At 71.0% G+C, this 16,731-nt stretch carries 17 protein-coding genes; 3 read left to right on the top strand and 14 right to left on the bottom strand.

The features are described from left to right. Position 1: 1 nt before the first annotated feature. From OG927_RS19425 to OG927_RS19360, 14 genes are all read right to left on the bottom strand, one after another. The gene (locus OG927_RS19425) at positions 2–274 is read right to left on the bottom strand and encodes a GlsB/YeaQ/YmgE family stress response membrane protein (RefSeq protein ID WP_056796700.1); all 273 of its coding nucleotides are present in this window, start codon (positions 272–274) and stop codon (positions 2–4) included. A gap of 79 nt (positions 275–353) precedes the next feature. Continuing rightward, on the bottom strand, positions 354–746 hold the full coding sequence (locus OG927_RS19420) for a YccF domain-containing protein (RefSeq protein WP_056796703.1): 393 nt from the start codon (positions 744–746) through the stop codon (positions 354–356). Continuing rightward, positions 743–1,606 carry a zinc metalloprotease HtpX gene (gene htpX, locus OG927_RS19415; RefSeq protein WP_056796706.1) on the bottom strand — a complete coding sequence of 288 codons (864 nt, stop codon included), beginning with the start codon at positions 1,604–1,606 and terminating at the stop codon, positions 743–745. The genes OG927_RS19420 and htpX overlap by 4 nt, the downstream gene beginning before the upstream one ends. Before the next feature lie 300 nt (positions 1,607–1,906). Then, positions 1,907–2,371: a large conductance mechanosensitive channel protein MscL gene (mscL, locus tag OG927_RS19410; protein ID WP_056796712.1), complete on the bottom strand. Its 465-nt coding sequence runs from the start codon at positions 2,369–2,371 to the stop codon at positions 1,907–1,909. A gap of 90 nt (positions 2,372–2,461) precedes the next feature. Continuing rightward, positions 2,462–3,994: an NADH-quinone oxidoreductase subunit N gene (locus OG927_RS19405; RefSeq protein WP_330320534.1), complete on the bottom strand. Its 1,533-nt coding sequence runs from the start codon at positions 3,992–3,994 to the stop codon at positions 2,462–2,464. Further along, positions 3,991–5,541, bottom strand: coding sequence for a complex I subunit 4 family protein (locus OG927_RS19400; RefSeq protein ID WP_209471280.1), 1,551 nt, complete (start codon positions 5,539–5,541; stop codon positions 3,991–3,993). Before OG927_RS19400 ends, OG927_RS19405 begins: the two co-directional genes overlap by 4 nt. A 27-nt stretch (positions 5,542–5,568) precedes the next feature. After that, positions 5,569–7,569, bottom strand: a complete 2,001-nt coding sequence (locus OG927_RS19395) for an NADH-quinone oxidoreductase subunit 5 family protein (protein ID WP_056796721.1) — start codon at positions 7,567–7,569, stop codon at positions 5,569–5,571. Beyond that, a complete protein-coding gene (gene nuoK / locus OG927_RS19390) occupies positions 7,566–7,985 on the bottom strand; it encodes an NADH-quinone oxidoreductase subunit NuoK (RefSeq protein WP_056796724.1) in 420 nt (139 codons plus the stop codon). Before nuoK ends, OG927_RS19395 begins: the two co-directional genes overlap by 4 nt. Continuing rightward, complete coding sequence (locus tag OG927_RS19385) at positions 7,985–8,536, bottom strand: NADH-quinone oxidoreductase subunit J family protein (protein ID WP_056796727.1); 552 nt, start codon at positions 8,534–8,536, stop codon at positions 7,985–7,987. Before OG927_RS19385 ends, nuoK begins: the two co-directional genes overlap by 1 nt. Continuing rightward, positions 8,536–9,183 carry a NuoI/complex I 23 kDa subunit family protein gene (locus OG927_RS19380; protein WP_330320533.1) on the bottom strand — a complete coding sequence of 216 codons (648 nt, stop codon included), beginning with the start codon at positions 9,181–9,183 and terminating at the stop codon, positions 8,536–8,538. The genes OG927_RS19385 and OG927_RS19380 overlap by 1 nt, the downstream gene beginning before the upstream one ends. Further along, positions 9,183–10,151 (bottom strand): complex I subunit 1/NuoH family protein, encoded by a 969-nt coding sequence (locus OG927_RS19375; protein WP_056796733.1) that lies wholly within the window; start codon positions 10,149–10,151, stop codon positions 9,183–9,185. Before OG927_RS19375 ends, OG927_RS19380 begins: the two co-directional genes overlap by 1 nt. Beyond that, positions 10,148–11,644: an NADH-quinone oxidoreductase subunit C gene (locus tag OG927_RS19370; protein WP_330320532.1), complete on the bottom strand. Its 1,497-nt coding sequence runs from the start codon at positions 11,642–11,644 to the stop codon at positions 10,148–10,150. Before OG927_RS19370 ends, OG927_RS19375 begins: the two co-directional genes overlap by 4 nt. Then, positions 11,641–12,276: an NADH-quinone oxidoreductase subunit B gene (locus OG927_RS19365; RefSeq protein WP_056796739.1), complete on the bottom strand. Its 636-nt coding sequence runs from the start codon at positions 12,274–12,276 to the stop codon at positions 11,641–11,643. Before OG927_RS19365 ends, OG927_RS19370 begins: the two co-directional genes overlap by 4 nt. Beyond that, positions 12,267–12,668, bottom strand: a complete 402-nt coding sequence (locus tag OG927_RS19360) for an NADH-quinone oxidoreductase subunit A (RefSeq protein WP_033297557.1) — start codon at positions 12,666–12,668, stop codon at positions 12,267–12,269. The genes OG927_RS19365 and OG927_RS19360 overlap by 10 nt, the downstream gene beginning before the upstream one ends. A gap of 169 nt (positions 12,669–12,837) precedes the next feature. Here OG927_RS19360 and OG927_RS19355 point away from each other — a divergent pair, with 169 nt between their 5' ends. The 3 genes from OG927_RS19355 (at position 12,838) to OG927_RS19345 (ending at position 16,597) form a co-directional block, all read left to right on the top strand. Then, positions 12,838–14,028 carry a sensor histidine kinase gene (locus OG927_RS19355; protein ID WP_330320531.1) on the top strand — a complete coding sequence of 397 codons (1,191 nt, stop codon included), beginning with the start codon at positions 12,838–12,840 and terminating at the stop codon, positions 14,026–14,028. A 268-nt stretch (positions 14,029–14,296) separates the two neighbouring features. Further along, entirely contained in the window at positions 14,297–15,661 is a 1,365-nt protein-coding gene (locus OG927_RS19350; RefSeq protein WP_330320530.1) for a sensor histidine kinase, read from the top strand. Positions 15,662–15,937: 276 nt separating this feature from the next. Next, positions 15,938–16,597, top strand: a complete 660-nt coding sequence (locus OG927_RS19345) for a response regulator transcription factor (protein ID WP_056797751.1) — start codon at positions 15,938–15,940, stop codon at positions 16,595–16,597. Positions 16,598–16,731 lie beyond the last annotated feature (134 nt).

Raw genomic sequence — 16,731 nt, 5'->3', positions numbered from 1 at the left:
TTCAGCGGCGGTCGCGGGAGTTGCCGAAGAGCAGCCGGTAGGCGATCAGCAGAACGAGGGAGCCGCCGATGGCGGCGAGCCACGTCGCCGTGTCGTAGAAGTCGGTGCTGATCGGGCGGTCGAGGAAGCGGGACGACAGCCAGCCGCCGAGGAACGCGCCCACGATGCCTATGAGGGTCGTGCCGATGATGCCGCCGGGGTCGCGTCCGGGCAGGAGGAACTTGGCGATGGCCCCGGCCAGCAGGCCGAGGATGATCCAGCTGATGATGCTCATGTCCGCGAACCTACCCGTCACGTGATCCTGCAAGCCAGGACGCTCGTGGGGCGGGTTCGGTTGCCGGATCGCTGCCGGTCTACCGCGTCGCGAACGGCTGGTCGGTGCGGACGATCTCCTTGCCGAAGGGCATCAGGGAGACCGGGATCAGCTTGAAGTTCGCGATCCCCAGCGGGATTCCGATGATCGTGACGCACAGGGCTATGCCGGTGAAGATATGGCCGAGTGCGAGCCACCAGCCGGCCAGGACCAGCCAGAGGATGTTCCCGATGAACGACGGGCCGCCGGAGTCGTGGCGGTCGACGACGCTGTAGCCGAAGGGCCAGAGGGCGTAGACGCCGATGCGGAACGCGGCCAGGCCGAAGGGGATGCCGATGATCGTGATGCAGAGGAGGAGGCCCGCGGCGATGTAGCCGAGGAACATCCAGAAACCGCACAGGACCAGCCATATGACGTTCAGGATTGTCTTCACGGTCGATAACCTGCCATCTGCTCGAGTCGGGCGATGCGTTCCGCCATGGGCGGGTGGGTGGCGAACATCTTGGACATGCCACGGCCGGGACGGAACGGATTCGCGATCATCATGTGGCTCGCGGTCTCGATCCTCGGTTCGGGCGGCAGCGGAAGCTGTTTGGTGCCGGCGTCGAGCTTGCGCAGGGCACTGGCGAGGGCGAGCGGGTCGCCGGTGAGCTGGGCTCCGGACGCGTCGGCCTCGAACTCGCGGGAGCGGCTGACGGCGAGCTGGATGACGGAGGCGGCGAGCGGGCCGAGGATCATGATCAGGAGCATGCCCACTATGCCGGGGCCCTCGTCGTCGTTGGAACGGCCCACCGGGATGAGCCAGGCGAAGTTGACCAGGAACATGACGACGGAGGCGAGGGCTCCCGCGACGGAGGAGATGAGGATGTCGCGGTTGTAGACGTGGCTGAGCTCGTGGCCCAGGACACCGCGCAGCTCGCGTTCGTCGAGGATCTGGAGGATGCCTTCGGTGCAGCAGACGGCGGCGTTGCGCGGGTTGCGGCCGGTGGCGAAGGCATTGGGCGCCTGGGTCGGGGAGATGTAGAGCCGGGGCATGGGCTGACGGGCCGCGGTCGAGAGCTCCCGTACGGTGCGGTAGAGCTGCGGCGCCTCGAATTCGCTGACGGGGCGGGCCCTCATGGCGCGCAGGGCGAGCTTGTCGCTGTTCCAGTAGGCGTAGGCGTTGGTGGCGAGCGCGACGAGAAGGGCCACGATCAGGCCGGCGCGTCCGAAGAAGCTGCCGATGACGATGATGAGTGCGGACAGTCCCCCGAGGAGTACGGCGGTCTTCAGCCCGTTGTGCCGGCGGTGCACGGTACGCCCTCCAAATGGTGCAGCAGGGGAACCCTTGCTCGGTGGTGCTCCACTCCCCAGTGGAGCCTCCCGTACTGGTCAACGCGAGGCGGGGGGAGCTAGTTCCCTTGTGCGTGGAGGCCGGGGGCAGGGCGGAAGGGTCGGATCCGACCGGATCCGGCCCCGTGCCGGACGGGTGGCCGCCCCTGTGCCGTACGGGTGGCCGTGTCTGGGCCGTACGGGTGGCCGTTCCTGCCGCGCCGTGTGGGCCGCCGCCGCGCCGTTCGGCGCTGCGGTGTGGCCCCGGGCCGCGGCGCGGCGTCAGCGCTGCGCGGGGAGGCCTGCCAGCGCGCGGGCCTCGGCGTCCGGCTCGACGTCGCTGGTGCAGTGGCCGCAGCGGGTGGCGACGACGGGGATCTCGGAGAAGCAGCGGGGGCAGTCGCGCAGGGCGGCCTTGATGTCGGCCTTCTCCTCCTCCTCCTTGGCCGTGAAGCGGTTCTGGACCTTGGCCATGGGGACGACGACCAGGAAGTAGAGGACGGCGGCGGTGATGAGGAAGGCGATCGCCGCGCTGATGAACAGGCCGTAGGGGAAGATCGCGCCGTCCACGGTGAACGTCGCCTTGCTGAAGTCGCCTGTGCCCCGGGTGAAGAGGGCGATCAGCGGCACGATGAACGCGTTGCTGAAGCCGGTGACCACGGCGGTGAACGCGGCTCCCACGGCGAGGCCGATGGCCAGGGAGATGACGTTTCCACGCAGGATGAAGTCTTTGAACCCGTTCAGCACCGCTCTGGCTCCTTTTGCTCTTCTTGGGTGACGTGCAGGCATGACCATGCCTTGCGCGGACCTCGGCGAGCAAGCCGATCTTGCGGGGGGTCAGAACAGGTTGACGGCAGCGAAGCGGAGGACGAGCTGGGGTGCGCCGGAAAGGGCGATACCGGTCACGGCGGTGAGGGCGATGGCGGTGGTGAGCGGCGCCGGAACACGGTGCTTCTGCTGTGTGGGGGCCTCCCCCCCGGCGGCCGCCTCCGGCGAGCGGAAGAGTGCCGCGGTCCACTGGAGGTAGTAGTAGAGCGCGATCACCACGTTGACGGCCATGACGACGGCGAGCCAGCCCAGTCCGGCGTCGACGGCTGCGGAGAAGACCGTGACCTTGGCGAAGAGGCCGATGATGCCGGGCGGCAGCCCGGCCAGGCACAGCAGGAAGAAACCCAGGGCGAGCGCGGCGAGGGGGCGGGTGGCGTACAGGCCGCGGTAGTCGCTGAGGCGGTTGCCCGGGTGGGTACGGGCGACGAGGGCGGCCACTGCGAAGGCGCCGAGGTTCACGACGGCGTACATGAGGGCGTAGGCGACGGTGGAGCCGATCTGTGCGTCGCTGGAGTACGCGGCGGCGGCGATCGGGACGAGCAGGTAGCCGGCCTGGCCGACGGACGACCAGGCGAGCAGGCGTACGGCGCTGCGGGCGCGGGTGGCGGTCTGCCGGAGTGCGGCGACGTTGCCGACGGTCATGGTGAGGGCCGCGAGGACGGCGAGGGCGGGTCCCCAGACGTCCGCGTACGACGGGAAGCCGATCACGGTGACGAGGATGAGGCCGGAGAAGCCGACTGCCTTGCCGACGACCGAGAGGTAGGCGGCGATGGGCAGCGGGGCTCCCACGTAGGTGTCGGGGACCCAGAAGTGGAAGGGCGCGGCGGCCGTCTTGAACGCGAAGCCGACGAGGGTGAGGGCGACGCCGGCCTGGGCGAGGGTGTCGAACCGGCCGGGCACCTCGTCGAGGCGCGCGGCGATCTCCGTGAGGTGCAGGGTGCCGGTGGTCGCGTAGACGAAGCTGACGCCGAGGAGCATGACGGCGGTGGCGACGACGGAGGAGAGGAAGAACTTCAGTGCGGCTTCGGAGCTGCGCCGGTCGCCGCGCTTGATACCGACGAGGGCGAAGGCGGGGAGCGAGGCGACTTCGAGGGCCACGACGAGGGTGGCGAGGTCGCGGGCCGCGGGCAGGAGCGCGGCTCCCGCCGCGGACGCCAGCAGCAGGAACCAGAACTCTCCGGCGGGGAGCTTGCGGGTGTCACCGATCGAGAGCAGCGCGGTGAGCAGCGCGCCGCCGAGCACGAGGGCCTGGATGACGAGGGCGAAGTGGTCGGCGGTGTAGCTGCATGCCTGGGTGCCGCCGGTGAGGCAGAACGTCGAGCGGTCCCCCGCGCGCAGCGGGACGAGCAGGGCGAGCGCGGCGACGAGTCCGGCCACGGCGCCGTAGCCGAGGAGCGGCTTGTGCCGTTCGCCGACGAAGAGGTCGGCGACCAGGACGAGGAGGGCCACCGTGGCAGCGGTGACGGGGGGTGCGATCGCCAGCCAGTCGACGGACTGGACGAGGCTTGCCGCCCCGGTTGCGCTGTCGGCTGCCACGGTCACGACTTGCCTCCTGCGAGGAGCTTCTGCACGGCCGGGTCGGTGAGGCCGAGGAGGACCGCGGGCCAGAGTCCGGCGAGGACGGTGAGGGCTGCGAGGGGGGTCCAGGCGGCGAATTCGTAGGTCTGGATGTCGGCGACCGGGTGCGGTTCGTCCCGCTTCTCGCCCATGCAGACGCGGCGCACGACGATGAGCATGTACGCGGCGGTGAGCAGGGTGCCGAACGCGCCGATGGACATGAAGGTGAGGAAGGCGGGACGGTTGAGGCCCTCGGCGGGGTCGAAGGCGCCGAACAGGGTGAGCATCTCGCCCCAGAAGCCCGCGAGGCCGGGGAGGCCGAGCGAGGCGATCGCCGCGAAGGCGAGGAGGCCGCCGAGCCTGGGGGTGCGGCCGTAGAGCGCGGCTCCGGTGGCTCCGGCGAGGGTGTCGAGGTCCGCGGTGCCGTAGCGGTCCTTGATGGCGCCGACCAGGAAGAACAGCAGGCCGGTGATGAGGCCGTGGGCGATGTTGGCGAAGAGTGCGCCGTTGACCCCGGTGGGGGTCATGGTCGCGATGCCGAGGAGCACGAAGCCCATGTGGCCGACCGAGGAGTAGGCGATGAGGCGCTTGAGGTCGCCCTTGGCACCGGGGCGGGCCAGAGCGAGGCAGGCCAGGGATCCGTAGACGATGCCGACCACGGCGAACGCCGCGAGGTAGGGCGCGAAGGTCCGCATACCGTCGGGGGCGATGGGGAGCAGGATGCGGACGAAGCCGTACGTCCCCATCTTCAGCATGACGCCGGCGAGAAGGACGGAGCCGACGGTCGGGGCCGCGGTGTGGGCGTCGGGGAGCCAGCTGTGCAGAGGCCACATCGGGGTCTTCACGGCGAGGCCGATCCCGATCGCGAGTACGGCGACGACCTGCACGGATGCGGTGAGGCCACGGCCGTTGTCAGTGGCGAGTGCCACCATGTCGAAGGTGCCGCTCTTCAGTCCGATGAGGAGCAGTCCCAGCAGCATGACCACGGAGCCGAGCAGGGTGTAGAGGATGAACTTCCAGGCGGCGGGCTGCTTCCGGTCGCCGCCCCAGCGGGCGATGAGGAAGTACATCGGGATGAGGACCATCTCGAAGGCCAGGAAGAACAGCAGCAGGTCGAGGACGGCGAAGGTCGCGAGGGTGCCGGACTCGAGCACGAGGACGAGAGCGACGAAGGCCTTCGGGGAGGGGCCTGCGGGGAGCTTGAAGTAGCTGTAGAGCGCGCAGAGGAAGGTCAGCAGCGCGGTCAGCACGAGAAGGGGGAGCGAGATGCCGTCGGTGCCGAGGTGGATCCGGACGTCGAGTGCCGGGATCCAGCTGATGTCGGTGGTGGCCTGCATTCTCGACGGGTGGTCGTGGTCGAAGCCGGCGGCCAGGACGAGAGCGGCGAGGAGAACGGCGCCGGTGACGGTCACGCCGTGGCGGAGCACGGCCTGGTCGGGGTTCCTGCCCCTGAGCCCGGGCGGGGCGGGCAGGAGCGCGGCGACGGCACCGAGGAGCGGGGCGACGACGACGAACGCCAGAAGGAACTGCATCACGGATGCGCTGATATCGATCACGGCTCACGCCCCGGCGTTGACGTTGGCAAAAACGACGGCGGCGATCGCCAGGACAAGGGTTCCGGCGAGCAGCGCGCCGAGGTAGGTCTGCACGTTGCCGGTCTGGGCGCGGCGGACGGCGGTGCCGAGTCCGCGGGCGAGGCTGCCCGAGCCGCGGACGTACGTGTCGACGACCTCGCGGTCCAGGAACCGGACGAGGCGGGCGGCGGCCTGGACGGGGCGGACGAAGAGCGTCGAGTACAGGGCGTCGAGGTGGAAGCCCGTGACCGCGTGACGGTGGAGGGGGCCGAGGAGGAGCCGGCCGGGGTCGGACGGGTCGGGGGCGTCCGCGATGGTGCCGTACGCGGCGGTGTGCGACGTCATCGCCTCGAGCTCGACGAGGGCGGGTTCGGCGTCGGGGTGGGCGGCGACCGCGCCGACCGGCGGGCGGGCGGCGAGCGCCGTGGTGTGGCGCCAGGCCCCGTAGGTGACGAGCCCGCCGACGAGACCGACGCCGGTGGAGAGGACAGCGGTCGTGAGGGTCGGGGCGAGGCTGTGTCCGTCGAACCAGTCGCTGATGACGCCTGCCGTGAGGCCGAAGGCCATGGTGGGGACGGCGAGGACCCAGAGGACGGAGGTCATGGCGGCGGGCTGCCTGCCGTGGTCGGGGGCCTCGGTGCCGCGCCCGTGGAACGTGAGGAGCCACAGGCGCATGGCGTAGGCGGCGGTGAGGACCGCTGCGAGGAGTCCGGCGACGAGGACCGTCCAGCCGGCAGCGGCCGGGGCGATGTCGCGGTCGCCGAGGGCGGTGTGCTCGGCGGCGACGAGGACGGCTTCCTTGGAGAAGAAGCCGGCGAACGGGGGGATGGCGGCGAGCGCGAGGAGGGCGACGGTCATCGTCCAGTAGGCGTCGGGGATCCGCTTGGTGAGGCCGCTCATGCGTGACATGGCGGCGAGCGAGTTGGTTCCCGCGGCGTGGATGACGACACCGGCTGCCAGGAAGAGGACCGCCTTGAACGCACCGTGGGAGATGAGGTGGAAGACGGCGGCCCCGCGGTCGCCGACGGCCAGGGCACCGGCCATGTAGCCGAGCTGACCGATGGTCGAGTAGGCGAGGACGCGTTTGATGTCGTCCTGGGCGAGGGCGGCGAGTCCGGAGCCGATCATCGTGACGGCCGCCATCACGGCGAGGACGACGAGGGCCGCGCCGGAGGCGGCGAAGACGGGGAGGAGCCGGGCCACGAAGTAGATGCCGGCGGCGACCATCGTCGCGGCGTGGATGAGCGCGGAGACGGGGGTGGGGCCGGCCATCGCGTCGGGCAGCCAGGTGTGCAGGGGGAACTGCGCGGATTTGCCGGCGACCCCTGCGAGGAGCAGCAGGGCGATGAGGGTGGGGTGGTCGAGTCCGCCGTTCGTGACGGCCGCCAGGATGCCGGTGATGCGGAACGTGCCGGTGTCGGCGGCCAGGGCGAACAGTCCGATGAGGAAGGGGACGTCGCCGAGCTTGGTGACGAGGAAGGCCTTGAGGGAGGCGGCGCGGGCCTCGGGCGTCTCCCAGTAGTGGCCGACGAGGAAGTACGAGCAGATGCCCATGATCTCCCAGCCGACCAGGAGCACCATCAGGTCGCCGGAGTAGACGACGAGCAGCATCGCGGAGGTGAAGAGGGAGACGAGGGCCGAGTAGGACGTGTAGCGGGTGTCGTCACGCAGATAGGCCGTCGAATAGATCTGTACGCAGGTGGCGACGAGTCCGACGAGGACGGCCGTGAGGACGGCGAAGCCGTCGAGGTGCAGGGCGAGGTCGATGGGGACCGAGCCGGTGGGGGTGAGCTGTGTCGAGGCGTCGATGGCCCGGCCGCCGCCCTGGCGCACTGCGACGACGACGGCGATGACGGCTGCGGTGAAGGTGGGCAGCACGGCGAGCGGGCGGGCGAAGCCGGGGGCTGTCCTGCCCAGGAGGAGTGCGGCGGCGGCGCCCAGGAAGGGGAGGAGGGGGACGAGGACGGCGAGGGTCGTGGTGGTCACGCGGTGGCCTCTGCCTTCTTTGCCTTCCCTGCCGGAGCAGTGGCCTGGTCTGCGGTGCCGTGGGTGGCGTCGTCGGCGTCCGCGTCGCCGGGGAGCGTTTCGGCCTCGTCGGTCTCCGCGGTGTCGCGGAGACGGTCGATGTCCGAGCTGCCCCGGTTGCGGTAGACGGCGAGGACGATCGCCAGGCCGATGCCGATCTCGGCTGCGGCGATGGCGATCGTGAAGAGGGTGAGTGCCTGGCCGGAGTGGAGTGCGTCGCGGAGCCAGACGTCGAAGGCGACCAGGTTGAGGTTGACGGCGTTGAGCATCAGCTCGACGGACATCAGGACGAGGATCGCGTTGCGCCGGGCGAGGACCCCGTACAGACCGGTGCAGAAGAGGAGGGCGGCGAGCACGGCGGGATAGGCGAGGTGCATCAGCTCTTGTCCTCTCGGTCCTTGCGGGACAGGACGATCGCGCCGACCAGGGCGGCGAGCAGCAGGACGGACAGCGCCTCGAAGGGCAGCACCCAGTGCCGGAAGAGGAACGCACCGGTGGCGTCGGTGGAGCCCTGGGCCGGCCCGTCCAGGTCGATCCAGGTCGTGCGGAAGGCGTCGACGACGACCCAGACGAGGGCGATCGCCGAGGCTCCGGCCACGCCGAGAGCGATCCACCGGTTGCCCGAATCGGCGTCCGGGGAGTGGCCGATGGGAGCCCTGGTGAGCATCAGCCCGAAGAGGAGGAGGACGACGATGGAGCCGACGTAGATCAGGACCTGCACCCAGGCGATGAACTCGGCCGTGAGCAGGAGGTATTCGACGGCCAGCCCGCCGAGCGCCACGACGAGCCAGAGGGCGGCGTGCACCAGCTGCCTGGTCGTGACGGTGATGAACGCTGCGCCGAGGGTGACGATGCCGACGAGGACGAAGGCGATCTCGACGCCGGTCGGGGAGAGGAAGCCGGGGTGGCCGGCGGCGGCTGCCAGCATCACTCCTGTCCCTCCTGTTTCGGCTGTTCCGGTTCTGCCACGTCCGTCGGCCGTTCTGCCTGCGCCGCCTGTCCCGGCTGTCCCGCCTGCGCTGTGGCTGCCGCCTCCGCCTCTTCCGCGGCCTGGGCCGCGCGGAGCTTCTCCGCCGTCTTGCGGGCGGCGGCGATCTCCTTCGGCTCCTCGGCTCCCGGGTCGAGCGCGGGCGGCTCGGGCACGGTCCACATCCACTCGCGGAGCTTGTCGCGCTCGTGGGTCAGCTCGTGGATGTCCGTCTCGGCGTACTCGAACTCGGGTGACCAGAACAGCGCGTCGAAGGGACAGACCTCGATGCAGATACCGCAGTACATGCAGAGGGCGAAGTCGATCGCGAACCGGTCCAGGACGTTGCGGCTGCGTTCGCGCCCACCGGGGGCCGCCGCGGGCACCGTCTCCTTGTGGGAGTCGATGTAGATGCACCAGTCGGGACACTCACGGGCGCAGAGCATGCAGACCGTGCAGTTCTCCTCGAACAGCCCGATGACGCCCCGGGTCCTGGGCGGCAGTTCGGGCTGGACGTCGGGGTACTGCGCGGTGACGGTCCGCTTCGTCATGGTCCGCAGGGTGACGGCGAGACCCTTGGCCAGGCCTGCGCCGGGAATCGGAGGCACTAGTTGATCGCCACCTTCACGATGCCGGTGAGCGCGATCTGCGCGAGGGCGAGGGGGATGAGCGTGGTCCAGGCGAGCTTCTGCAGCTGGTCCTCGCGGAGACGGGGATAGGTGACGCGGAGCCAGATGACGACGAAGGCGAGGACACCCGTCTTGAGCAGGGTCCAGACCCAGCCGAGCCCGTCGTCGCCGAGCGGACCGTGCCAGCCGCCGAGGAAGAGGACGGTGGTCAACGCGCACAGGACGACGATTCCGGCGTACTCGGCGAGCAGGAACAGGGCGAACCGAAGGCCCGTGTACTCGGTGTAGGCGCCGAAGATGATCTCCGAGTCGGCGACCGGCATGTCGAAGGGCGGACGCTGCAGCTCGGCGAGCCCCGCCACGAAGAAGACCAGTGCGCCGACGATCTGCCAGGGCAGCCACCACCACTCGAAGGCATCGAGGATGCCGGGGAGCGAGACGGTGCCGGCCGCCATGGCCACGGAGGCTGCGGCGAGCAGCATCGGCAGTTCGTACGCGAGCAGCTGCGCGGCGGTACGGAGGCCTCCGAGGAGGGAGAACTTGTTGGCGGAGGCCCAGCCCGCCATCAGTGAGCCGAGCACGCCGACGCCCATGACGGCGAGCACGAAGAAGATGCCCGCGTCGACGACCTGGCCGACCGCGCCCTCCCCGGGGCCGATCGGGATGGCGACGATCACGAGCAGGTACGGCAGCAGGGCGACGGCGGGGGCGAGCTGGAAGATACGGCGGTCCGCCTCGGCGGGGACGACGTCTTCCTTCTGTACGAACTTCACCCCGTCCGCGACGAGCTGGGCCCAGCCGTGGAACCCGCCCGCGTACATGGGGCCGAGCCGGCCCTGCATGTGCGCCATCACCTTGTGCTCGGCCTGTCCGACGACCAGCGGGACGACCATGAACACGGCGAAGACGATGAGGAGCCGGAGGGCGACGTCGAGTACGTCGTTCACGCGGTATCGCCTCCGGCGGGACGGTCGGTTCGGGGCGCGGGGTCAGGATCGGGCTCGGGGCCGGTGTCGTCCTGGGGCTCCGGTGCGGGGGCCTCGGACTCGCTTCCGGAGTCGGCCTGCGGTTCCTCGAGCTGCCGTTGCTCCGGGGCCTCGAGCTGCCGTTGCTCCGGGGCCTCGGGCTGCCGTTGCTCAGGGGTCTCTGCCGTGTTCGGCGAGTCGCGCTCGGCGGCGCCTGGCTGCGGTCCGGCGCCCGGCTGCGTCTGAGCGTCCGACTGCGTCACCGCCCCAGGCTGCGGCTCGGACCCCGGCTGCGGCTCGGTGGTGGGCGCGGACTTCGGGCCGGGGGCGGTGGAGCCCTCGCCCGGGATGCGCTTCTCCGGAGTGCCCTCGCCCGGAGTGCCGTTGCCCGCAGTGCTGGAGCCCGGCTCCGGGTCTCCGTCGAAGGCGGGCCGGGCGTGGTGCCAGGGCGCATCCGTGCTGCGGACGGCGCGCGACCCGCGCGGCCCCTTGGGCGGCGCACCGGTGGCCCCGGCGTCAGCCGGTGCCTCGGTGACGGACGCCTCGTCCGGCCCGTCGGCCCGCGACGGTGCGATCTGCCCGGCGTCGGACGGCGCGTTCTGCCCGGCACCGGACGGGCGCGCATCGCCCTGCCCAGCACCGGCCGGTGCCGGCGGCGGGGTGCCGGTGGTCTGGGAGGCCGAGCCCTGGGAGGCGCTTCGGGTGCGCCGCGCCGGTGCGGCCCGCGGGGTCGCCGCGGCATCCGTCGCGCTACCCGCAGCCGCCCCCGGAGTCGGGTCCGTCTCGGCGGGCCGCTGCGCGGCCGAGCCCTCGCTCACGCTGCGGGCCCGGCGTACGGGGCGGTCGCCCGCCGCGCGGGCGCCCCTCGCGGGGCGGGCCGGGGCCGGCGGGAGCTGGCCCTTGAGCGGGCCCCATTCGTTCGGATCGGGTACGCCCGGCGGCAGCATCGTGCGCCGCTTGGGGCCCCCGTGTTCGGACTCGCCCGGCTCCTTCGCGCCCGGCCAGGCCTTGGCGACCCGGGCCGCCAGGACGAAGTCCTTCCGCAGCGGGTGGCCTTCGAACCCCTCCGGCAGCAGCAGCGGGACCAGGTGCGGATGGCCCTCGAAGCCGATGCCGAACATCTCGTGCGTCTCGCGCTCGTGCCAGGCCGCTCCCGCGTACACGCCGATGGCGCTGGGCAGGGTGGGCGCGTCGTGCGGGACGACCGTACGGACCAGCAGGCGCCGGACCGTACCCTCGCCCAGCGCCGCGACATGGGCGCAGACCCGGAAGCCGGTGCCCGGTTCGTCGACCGCGCTCAGCCAGTCGAAATAGCGGCAGCCCAGTACGTCGCGGGCCGTCTCGAGGGCGTCGGTCCATGCGGTGGCGGGGACGTCGACGGTCAGCAGGTCGTACGCGAACGCGGCGGTTGCCTCCGCGCCGAAGATGTCGGTGACCGCGTCCGGCAGCCGGTCGTAGGTGTCCGCGGCGGTCACTCCCGCTCCTCCCCCGGCGTCTGCGGGGCCGCGACGAGACCGCTGCGCAGGGCGGCGGCCGAGGTGCGGCCCGGGCCCCCCGTGGCGTACCTCTCGGCGAGCGACTCGCGGGCGATCTTCTCCTGGAGCTTGAGGATGCCCTGGAGCAGCGCCTCGGGCCGGGGCGGGCAGCCGGGCACGTACACGTCGACGGGGATGATCTGGTCGACGCCCTTCGTCACGGAGTACGAATCCCAGTACGGGCCGCCGCAGTTGGAGCAGGCGCCGAAGGAGATGACGTACTTCGGTTCGGGCATCTGCTCGTACAGCCGCTTCACGGCCGGAGCCATCTTGTCCGTCACCGTGCCGGACACGATCATGAGGTCGGCCTGCCGGGGCCCGGGCGCGAACGGGATCACGCCGAGCCGGATGAAGTCGTGCCGTGCCATGGACGCGGCGATGAATTCGATGGCGCAGCAGGCGAGTCCGAAGTTGAAGACCCAGAGGCTGTAGCGGCGGCCCCAGTTGAGGACCACCTTCATAGGTTCGGGCGCGAGCCGGGACAACACGCCGAGCCTCTGCGGCTCGGGCAACGGCGTCGGATCGGGCAGCGAAACGGGAGGTTCGGGATTCGGCCGGCGCGTCACGCCCATTCGAGGACGCCCTTCTTCCATGCGTAGAGCAGTCCCACGGCCAGGAAGCCGAGGAAGATGAACATCTCCACCAGCGTCGTCGCACCGTATCCGGGCGCCGCGAACACCGTCGCCCACGGGAACAGGAAGATCGAGTCGACGGCGAAGATCACGTACAGGAAGGCGTACACGTAATAGCGAACCTGGGTGTGGGCCCAGCCCTCCCCCACGGGGTCCACGCCGCACTCGTACGTGAGGAGTTTCTCCGGCGTCGGGACCACGGGCCTGAGCAGTCGGCCGGCCCCGAAGGCGACGGCGACGAACAGCACGCCGACCACGGCGAGCAGTCCGACGACTGAGTAGCTCTGGAAGTAGTCCGACGCGAGAACGGTCGGTCCCGGCACGTCCGCCACGTCCGCCCCTCGCTCCCTCAGCCTGTTCGACGGTCTGTACGCACGGGAGTCTAGGCCCTGTTAAAGAGAGGGTAAGCAGCCGCGTCACACAAGTAGTGGGGTTATCCCTACTTCGCCCCCACCCACGAACCCCATGGCGTGGGCGCCGCCGGCCCGGCAGGGTGGCCGTATGACCATGAGCCCCGCCATGCCGGACAGTGACCTTCCGCCACCCGCGCGCTTCGCCTTCGACGGGTCGACGTGGAAGGAGATCGCCTACCTCCTGGCCAACCTGCCGATGGCGATCGCCGGGTTCGTCTACACCGTCTTCCTGATCGGTGTGGGCGCGGGACTCTCGGTCACGGTGGTCGGGCTGCCGCTCCTCGCCCTCGGGCTGCAGGGTGCGCGCGGCCTCGGCCGGGCGGAGCGGGGGCGGGCGCGGGGCATGCTCGGGGTGCGGATCGACGAGCCGAGTCCGATGGCACGCAGCACCCGGGAGACCGGGTTCTTCCCCTGGCTCTGGTCGGGGCTGAAGGACCCGGTGGCTTGGCGGGCGTTGCTGTATTCGTTCATGCGGCTGCCGTGGGGTGTGGTGACGTTCGCCGTGACGCTGGTGAGCCTGGTCGTGCTCTGGCCGGTGCTCCCCTTCATCGCACGGGTGCTGACGAACGCCGACCGGGCGATGGCGCGCGGGCTGTTGTCGCCCTCCGACGGACTGGAACGCAGGATCGCCGAGCTGGAGTCGGACCGGGGTGTGGTCGTGGACACGGCAGCCGCGGACCTGCGCCGCATCGAACGCGACCTGCACGACGGCGCCCAGGCCCGCCTCGTCGCCCTCGCCATGGATCTCGGCCTGGCGAAGGAGAAGCTCACCGACGACCCCGAAGCCGCCGCACGCATGGTCGACGAAGCCCACGGCGAGGTCAAGGTCGCCCTCCAGGAACTCCGCGACCTCGCCCGAGGCATCCACCCCGCCGTCCTCACCGACCGCGGCCTGGACGCCGCACTCTCCGCCATCGCCTCCCGCTGCACCGTCCCCGTCAACGTATCCGTGGACCTCGCATCACGACCCGCACAAGCCATCGAAGGCATCGCCTACTTCACCGTGTCCGAACTGCTCCAGAACGTCAGCAAGCACAGCCACGCCCGCTCGGCCTCGGTAGAGGTCTGGCGCACCGCGGACCGGCTGATGATCCAGGTGCAGGACGACGGGGCCGGCGGTGCGCGGCTGGACGGTGGTACGGGCATGGCCGGGCTGGCGGAGCGGCTGGGGGCGGTCGACGGGCTGTTCGTCCTGGACTCCCCGGAGGGCGGGCCCACCACGGTGACCGCGGAGCTGCCCTGGCGGGACCGTTCGGACGCCACGGCGGCACACGCCTGACCGGACCGGGCCCAGCGGGGAGGACCACGCCCCGAGCCCCCGGACGCCCGTCCGGACACGCCCGGCCAGGGACGGGGCCCGTCCGGACACGCCCGGCCAGGGACGGGGCCCGTCCGGACACCCCCGCCCGCGGGTGGGGAAAACCCCCGGCCGGATACGGAGACCGCCCTCATGGTGCGGAGCCGCCCGGCGGAGCAGTCTGGGGATATCAGCCGATGTACAGGCCCGCGGGAAGTTCCCGCTCGGAAGAAACGGACGGACGCCTCTGATGGCCACGGCATACGGACCGGACACCCGGAACCACCACAGGACCGGTGCCGGATCGGGCGACCACCCGCAGGCACCGCGGACGAGGCACCTCTTCCCGGCGGTGCTGCGTGCGCCCCTGGAGGCACGCACCTACCGCGAGCTGGCCTACCTTCTCCTGAGCCTGCCGATCAGCGTGGTGCTGTTCAGCTTCGCGATCACGATGACGTCGCTGGGGCTGGGCATGCTCATCACCTTCCTCGGCATTCCGGTACTCGCCGCCGGGCTCGTCATGTGCCGGGGGTTCGGCGCGATGGAACGGGGCCGGGCGCGCGGGCTGCTGAAGCTCGACGTAGCGGACCCGGAGCCGTTGCGCGGGAGGACGGGCGGCCTGATGTCCTGGGTCGGCGCGGTGCTGAAGAGCGGGGCGTCCTGGCGGCACCTGCTCTACGCGGTTCTGCACCTCCCGTGGGCCCTGTTCGCCTTCGTCGTCGCGCTGACGTTCTGGTCGTACGGCTGGGCGGCGTTCACCTATCCGCTGTGGCACTGGGTCTTCCCGGCGTACGTGGGCATCGACGGCATCCAGCTGTACGGGGACCGCACGCACCAGGTCTATCTCGACTCCCCCTTCGAGCTGGCGGTGACCGGCGGTGTCGGTCTGGCGCTCGTCCTGGTCACCCCGTGGATCATCCGCGGCCTGGCGTCCGTCGACCGCCTGATGGTCGCCGGCCTGCTCGGCCCCTCCCGGCTGGCGACCCGCGTCTCGGAGCTGGAGTCGGACCGGGGTGTGGTCGTGGACACGGCAGCCGCGGACCTGCGCCGCATCGAACGCGACCTGCACGACGGCGCCCAGGCCCGCCTCGTCGCCCTCGCCATGGATCTCGGCCTGGCGAAGGAGAAGCTCACCGACGACCCCGAAGCCGCCGCACGCATGGTCGACGAAGCCCACGGCGAGGTCAAGGTCGCCCTCCAGGAACTCCGCGACCTCGCCCGAGGCATCCACCCCGCCGTCCTCACCGACCGCGGCCTGGACGCCGCACTCTCCGCCATCGCCTCCCGCTGCACCGTCCCCGTCAACGTATCCGTGGACCTCGCATCACGACCCGCACAAGCCATCGAAGGCATCGCCTACTTCACCGTGTCCGAACTGCTCCAGAACGTCAGCAAGCACAGCCACGCCACCCGCGCCTCGATCGACGTGTGGCGCACCGCGGACCGGCTGATGCTCCAGGTCACCGACAACGGGCGCGGTGGGGCCGACATCGCGTCGGGCAGTGGCCTGGCCGGGCTCACCGAGCGCCTGGACGCGGTGGACGGTGTCCTCGTCGTCGGCTCCCCCGCGGGCGGACCGACGACGGTCACGGCCGAGCTGCCCTGGCGGGGCTGACCCGCCCGGCCCCGCACCCGGGAGCAGCGGACAGCCTCGCACGGAGCCGCGGACAGCAGCGCCCCGGACGCCACCACGGCGTCCGGGGCGCTGCTGAGCGCGTGGGGCACAGCCCGCACAGGACCGTCGGCGCCCGCGGGCGCCGACGGAAAGGTCCGCGTACGGCCCCACCCGGGCGCCTGATCCTGGGATGCTGGACGCCGCAGGGGCGGCGCGTACAGCGGCGCACACGGAGCAGTACCGACAGTGGGGGACAACAGCGTCGTGGAGGACAGAGTGCGGGTCGTCATCGCCGAGGATTCGGTACTGCTCCGGGAGGGACTCACCCGGTTGCTGACCGACCTCGGACACGATGTCGTGGCGGGGGTGGGGGACGCCGAGGCGCTGATCAAGACGGTGAGCGACCTCGCCGCGCAGGAGGAGCTGCCCGACGTGGTGGTCGCCGACGTGCGGATGCCGCCGACCCACACCGACGAAGGGGTGCGGGCCGCGGTGCAGCTGAGGAAGGAGTACCCGGACATCGGGGTGCTGGTGCTCTCGCAGTACGTCGAGGAGCAGTACGCCACCGAGCTGCTGGCCGGCAGCAGCCGGGGGGTGGGCTACCTGCTCAAGGACCGGGTCGCCGAGGTCAGGGAGTTCGTGGACGCCGTGGTGCGGGTGGCGCGGGGCGGGACGGCGCTGGACCCCGAGGTGGTGGCGCAGCTGCTGGGCCGGAGCCGCAAGCAGGACGTGCTGGTCAGGCTCACGCCGCGCGAGCGGGAGGTCCTCGGCCTGATGGCGGAGGGCCGCACGAATTCGGCGGTCGCCAAACAGCTGGTGGTCAGCGACGGAGCGGTGGAAAAGCACGTCAGCAACATCTTCCTGAAACTGGGACTTTCCCCCAGTGACGGGGATCACCGGCGTGTTCTGGCGGTTCTCACCTATCTGAAGTCCTGAAAGTCGGATGATCTAGCGGCAGTGCAGCGAAATCCCAGGCCTACAACGAAAGGATGAGCCCCGAGGGCGTTCGTCCGACGGCTTGGGGGGTCCGTGACCATGGCAAAGCGTGACGAACCGATGTCTCGAAAACG

The sequence above is a fragment of the Streptomyces clavifer genome (assembly GCF_036345975.1).
Taxonomy (GTDB): Bacteria; Actinomycetota; Actinomycetes; order Streptomycetales; family Streptomycetaceae; genus Streptomyces; species Streptomyces clavifer.
The sequence above is the reverse complement of the archived record's forward strand: the minus strand, read 5'-3'. Positions and strand labels throughout refer to the sequence as shown.

What these genes read in the sequence shown, in the direction of transcription:
- OG927_RS19425 (WP_056796700.1), bottom strand. Translation starts at nt 274, where the DNA reads ATGAGCATCATCAGCTGGATCATCCTCGGCCTGCTGGCCGGGGCCATC.
- OG927_RS19400 (WP_209471280.1), bottom strand. Translation starts at nt 5,541, where the DNA reads ATGCAGTTCCTTCTGGCGTTCGTCGTCGTCGCCCCGCTCCTCGGTGCC.
- nuoK (WP_056796724.1), bottom strand. Translation starts at nt 7,985, where the DNA reads ATGCACCTCGCCTATCCCGCCGTGCTCGCCGCCCTCCTCTTCTGCACC.
- OG927_RS19385 (WP_056796727.1), bottom strand. Translation starts at nt 8,536, where the DNA reads ATGCTGGCAGCCGCCGCCGGCCACCCCGGCTTCCTCTCCCCGACCGGC.
- OG927_RS19365 (WP_056796739.1), bottom strand. Translation starts at nt 12,276, where the DNA reads ATGGGCGTGACGCGCCGGCCGAATCCCGAACCTCCCGTTTCGCTGCCC.
- OG927_RS19355 (WP_330320531.1), top strand. Translation starts at nt 12,838, where the DNA reads ATGACCATGAGCCCCGCCATGCCGGACAGTGACCTTCCGCCACCCGCG.
- OG927_RS19350 (WP_330320530.1), top strand. Translation starts at nt 14,297, where the DNA reads ATGGCCACGGCATACGGACCGGACACCCGGAACCACCACAGGACCGGT.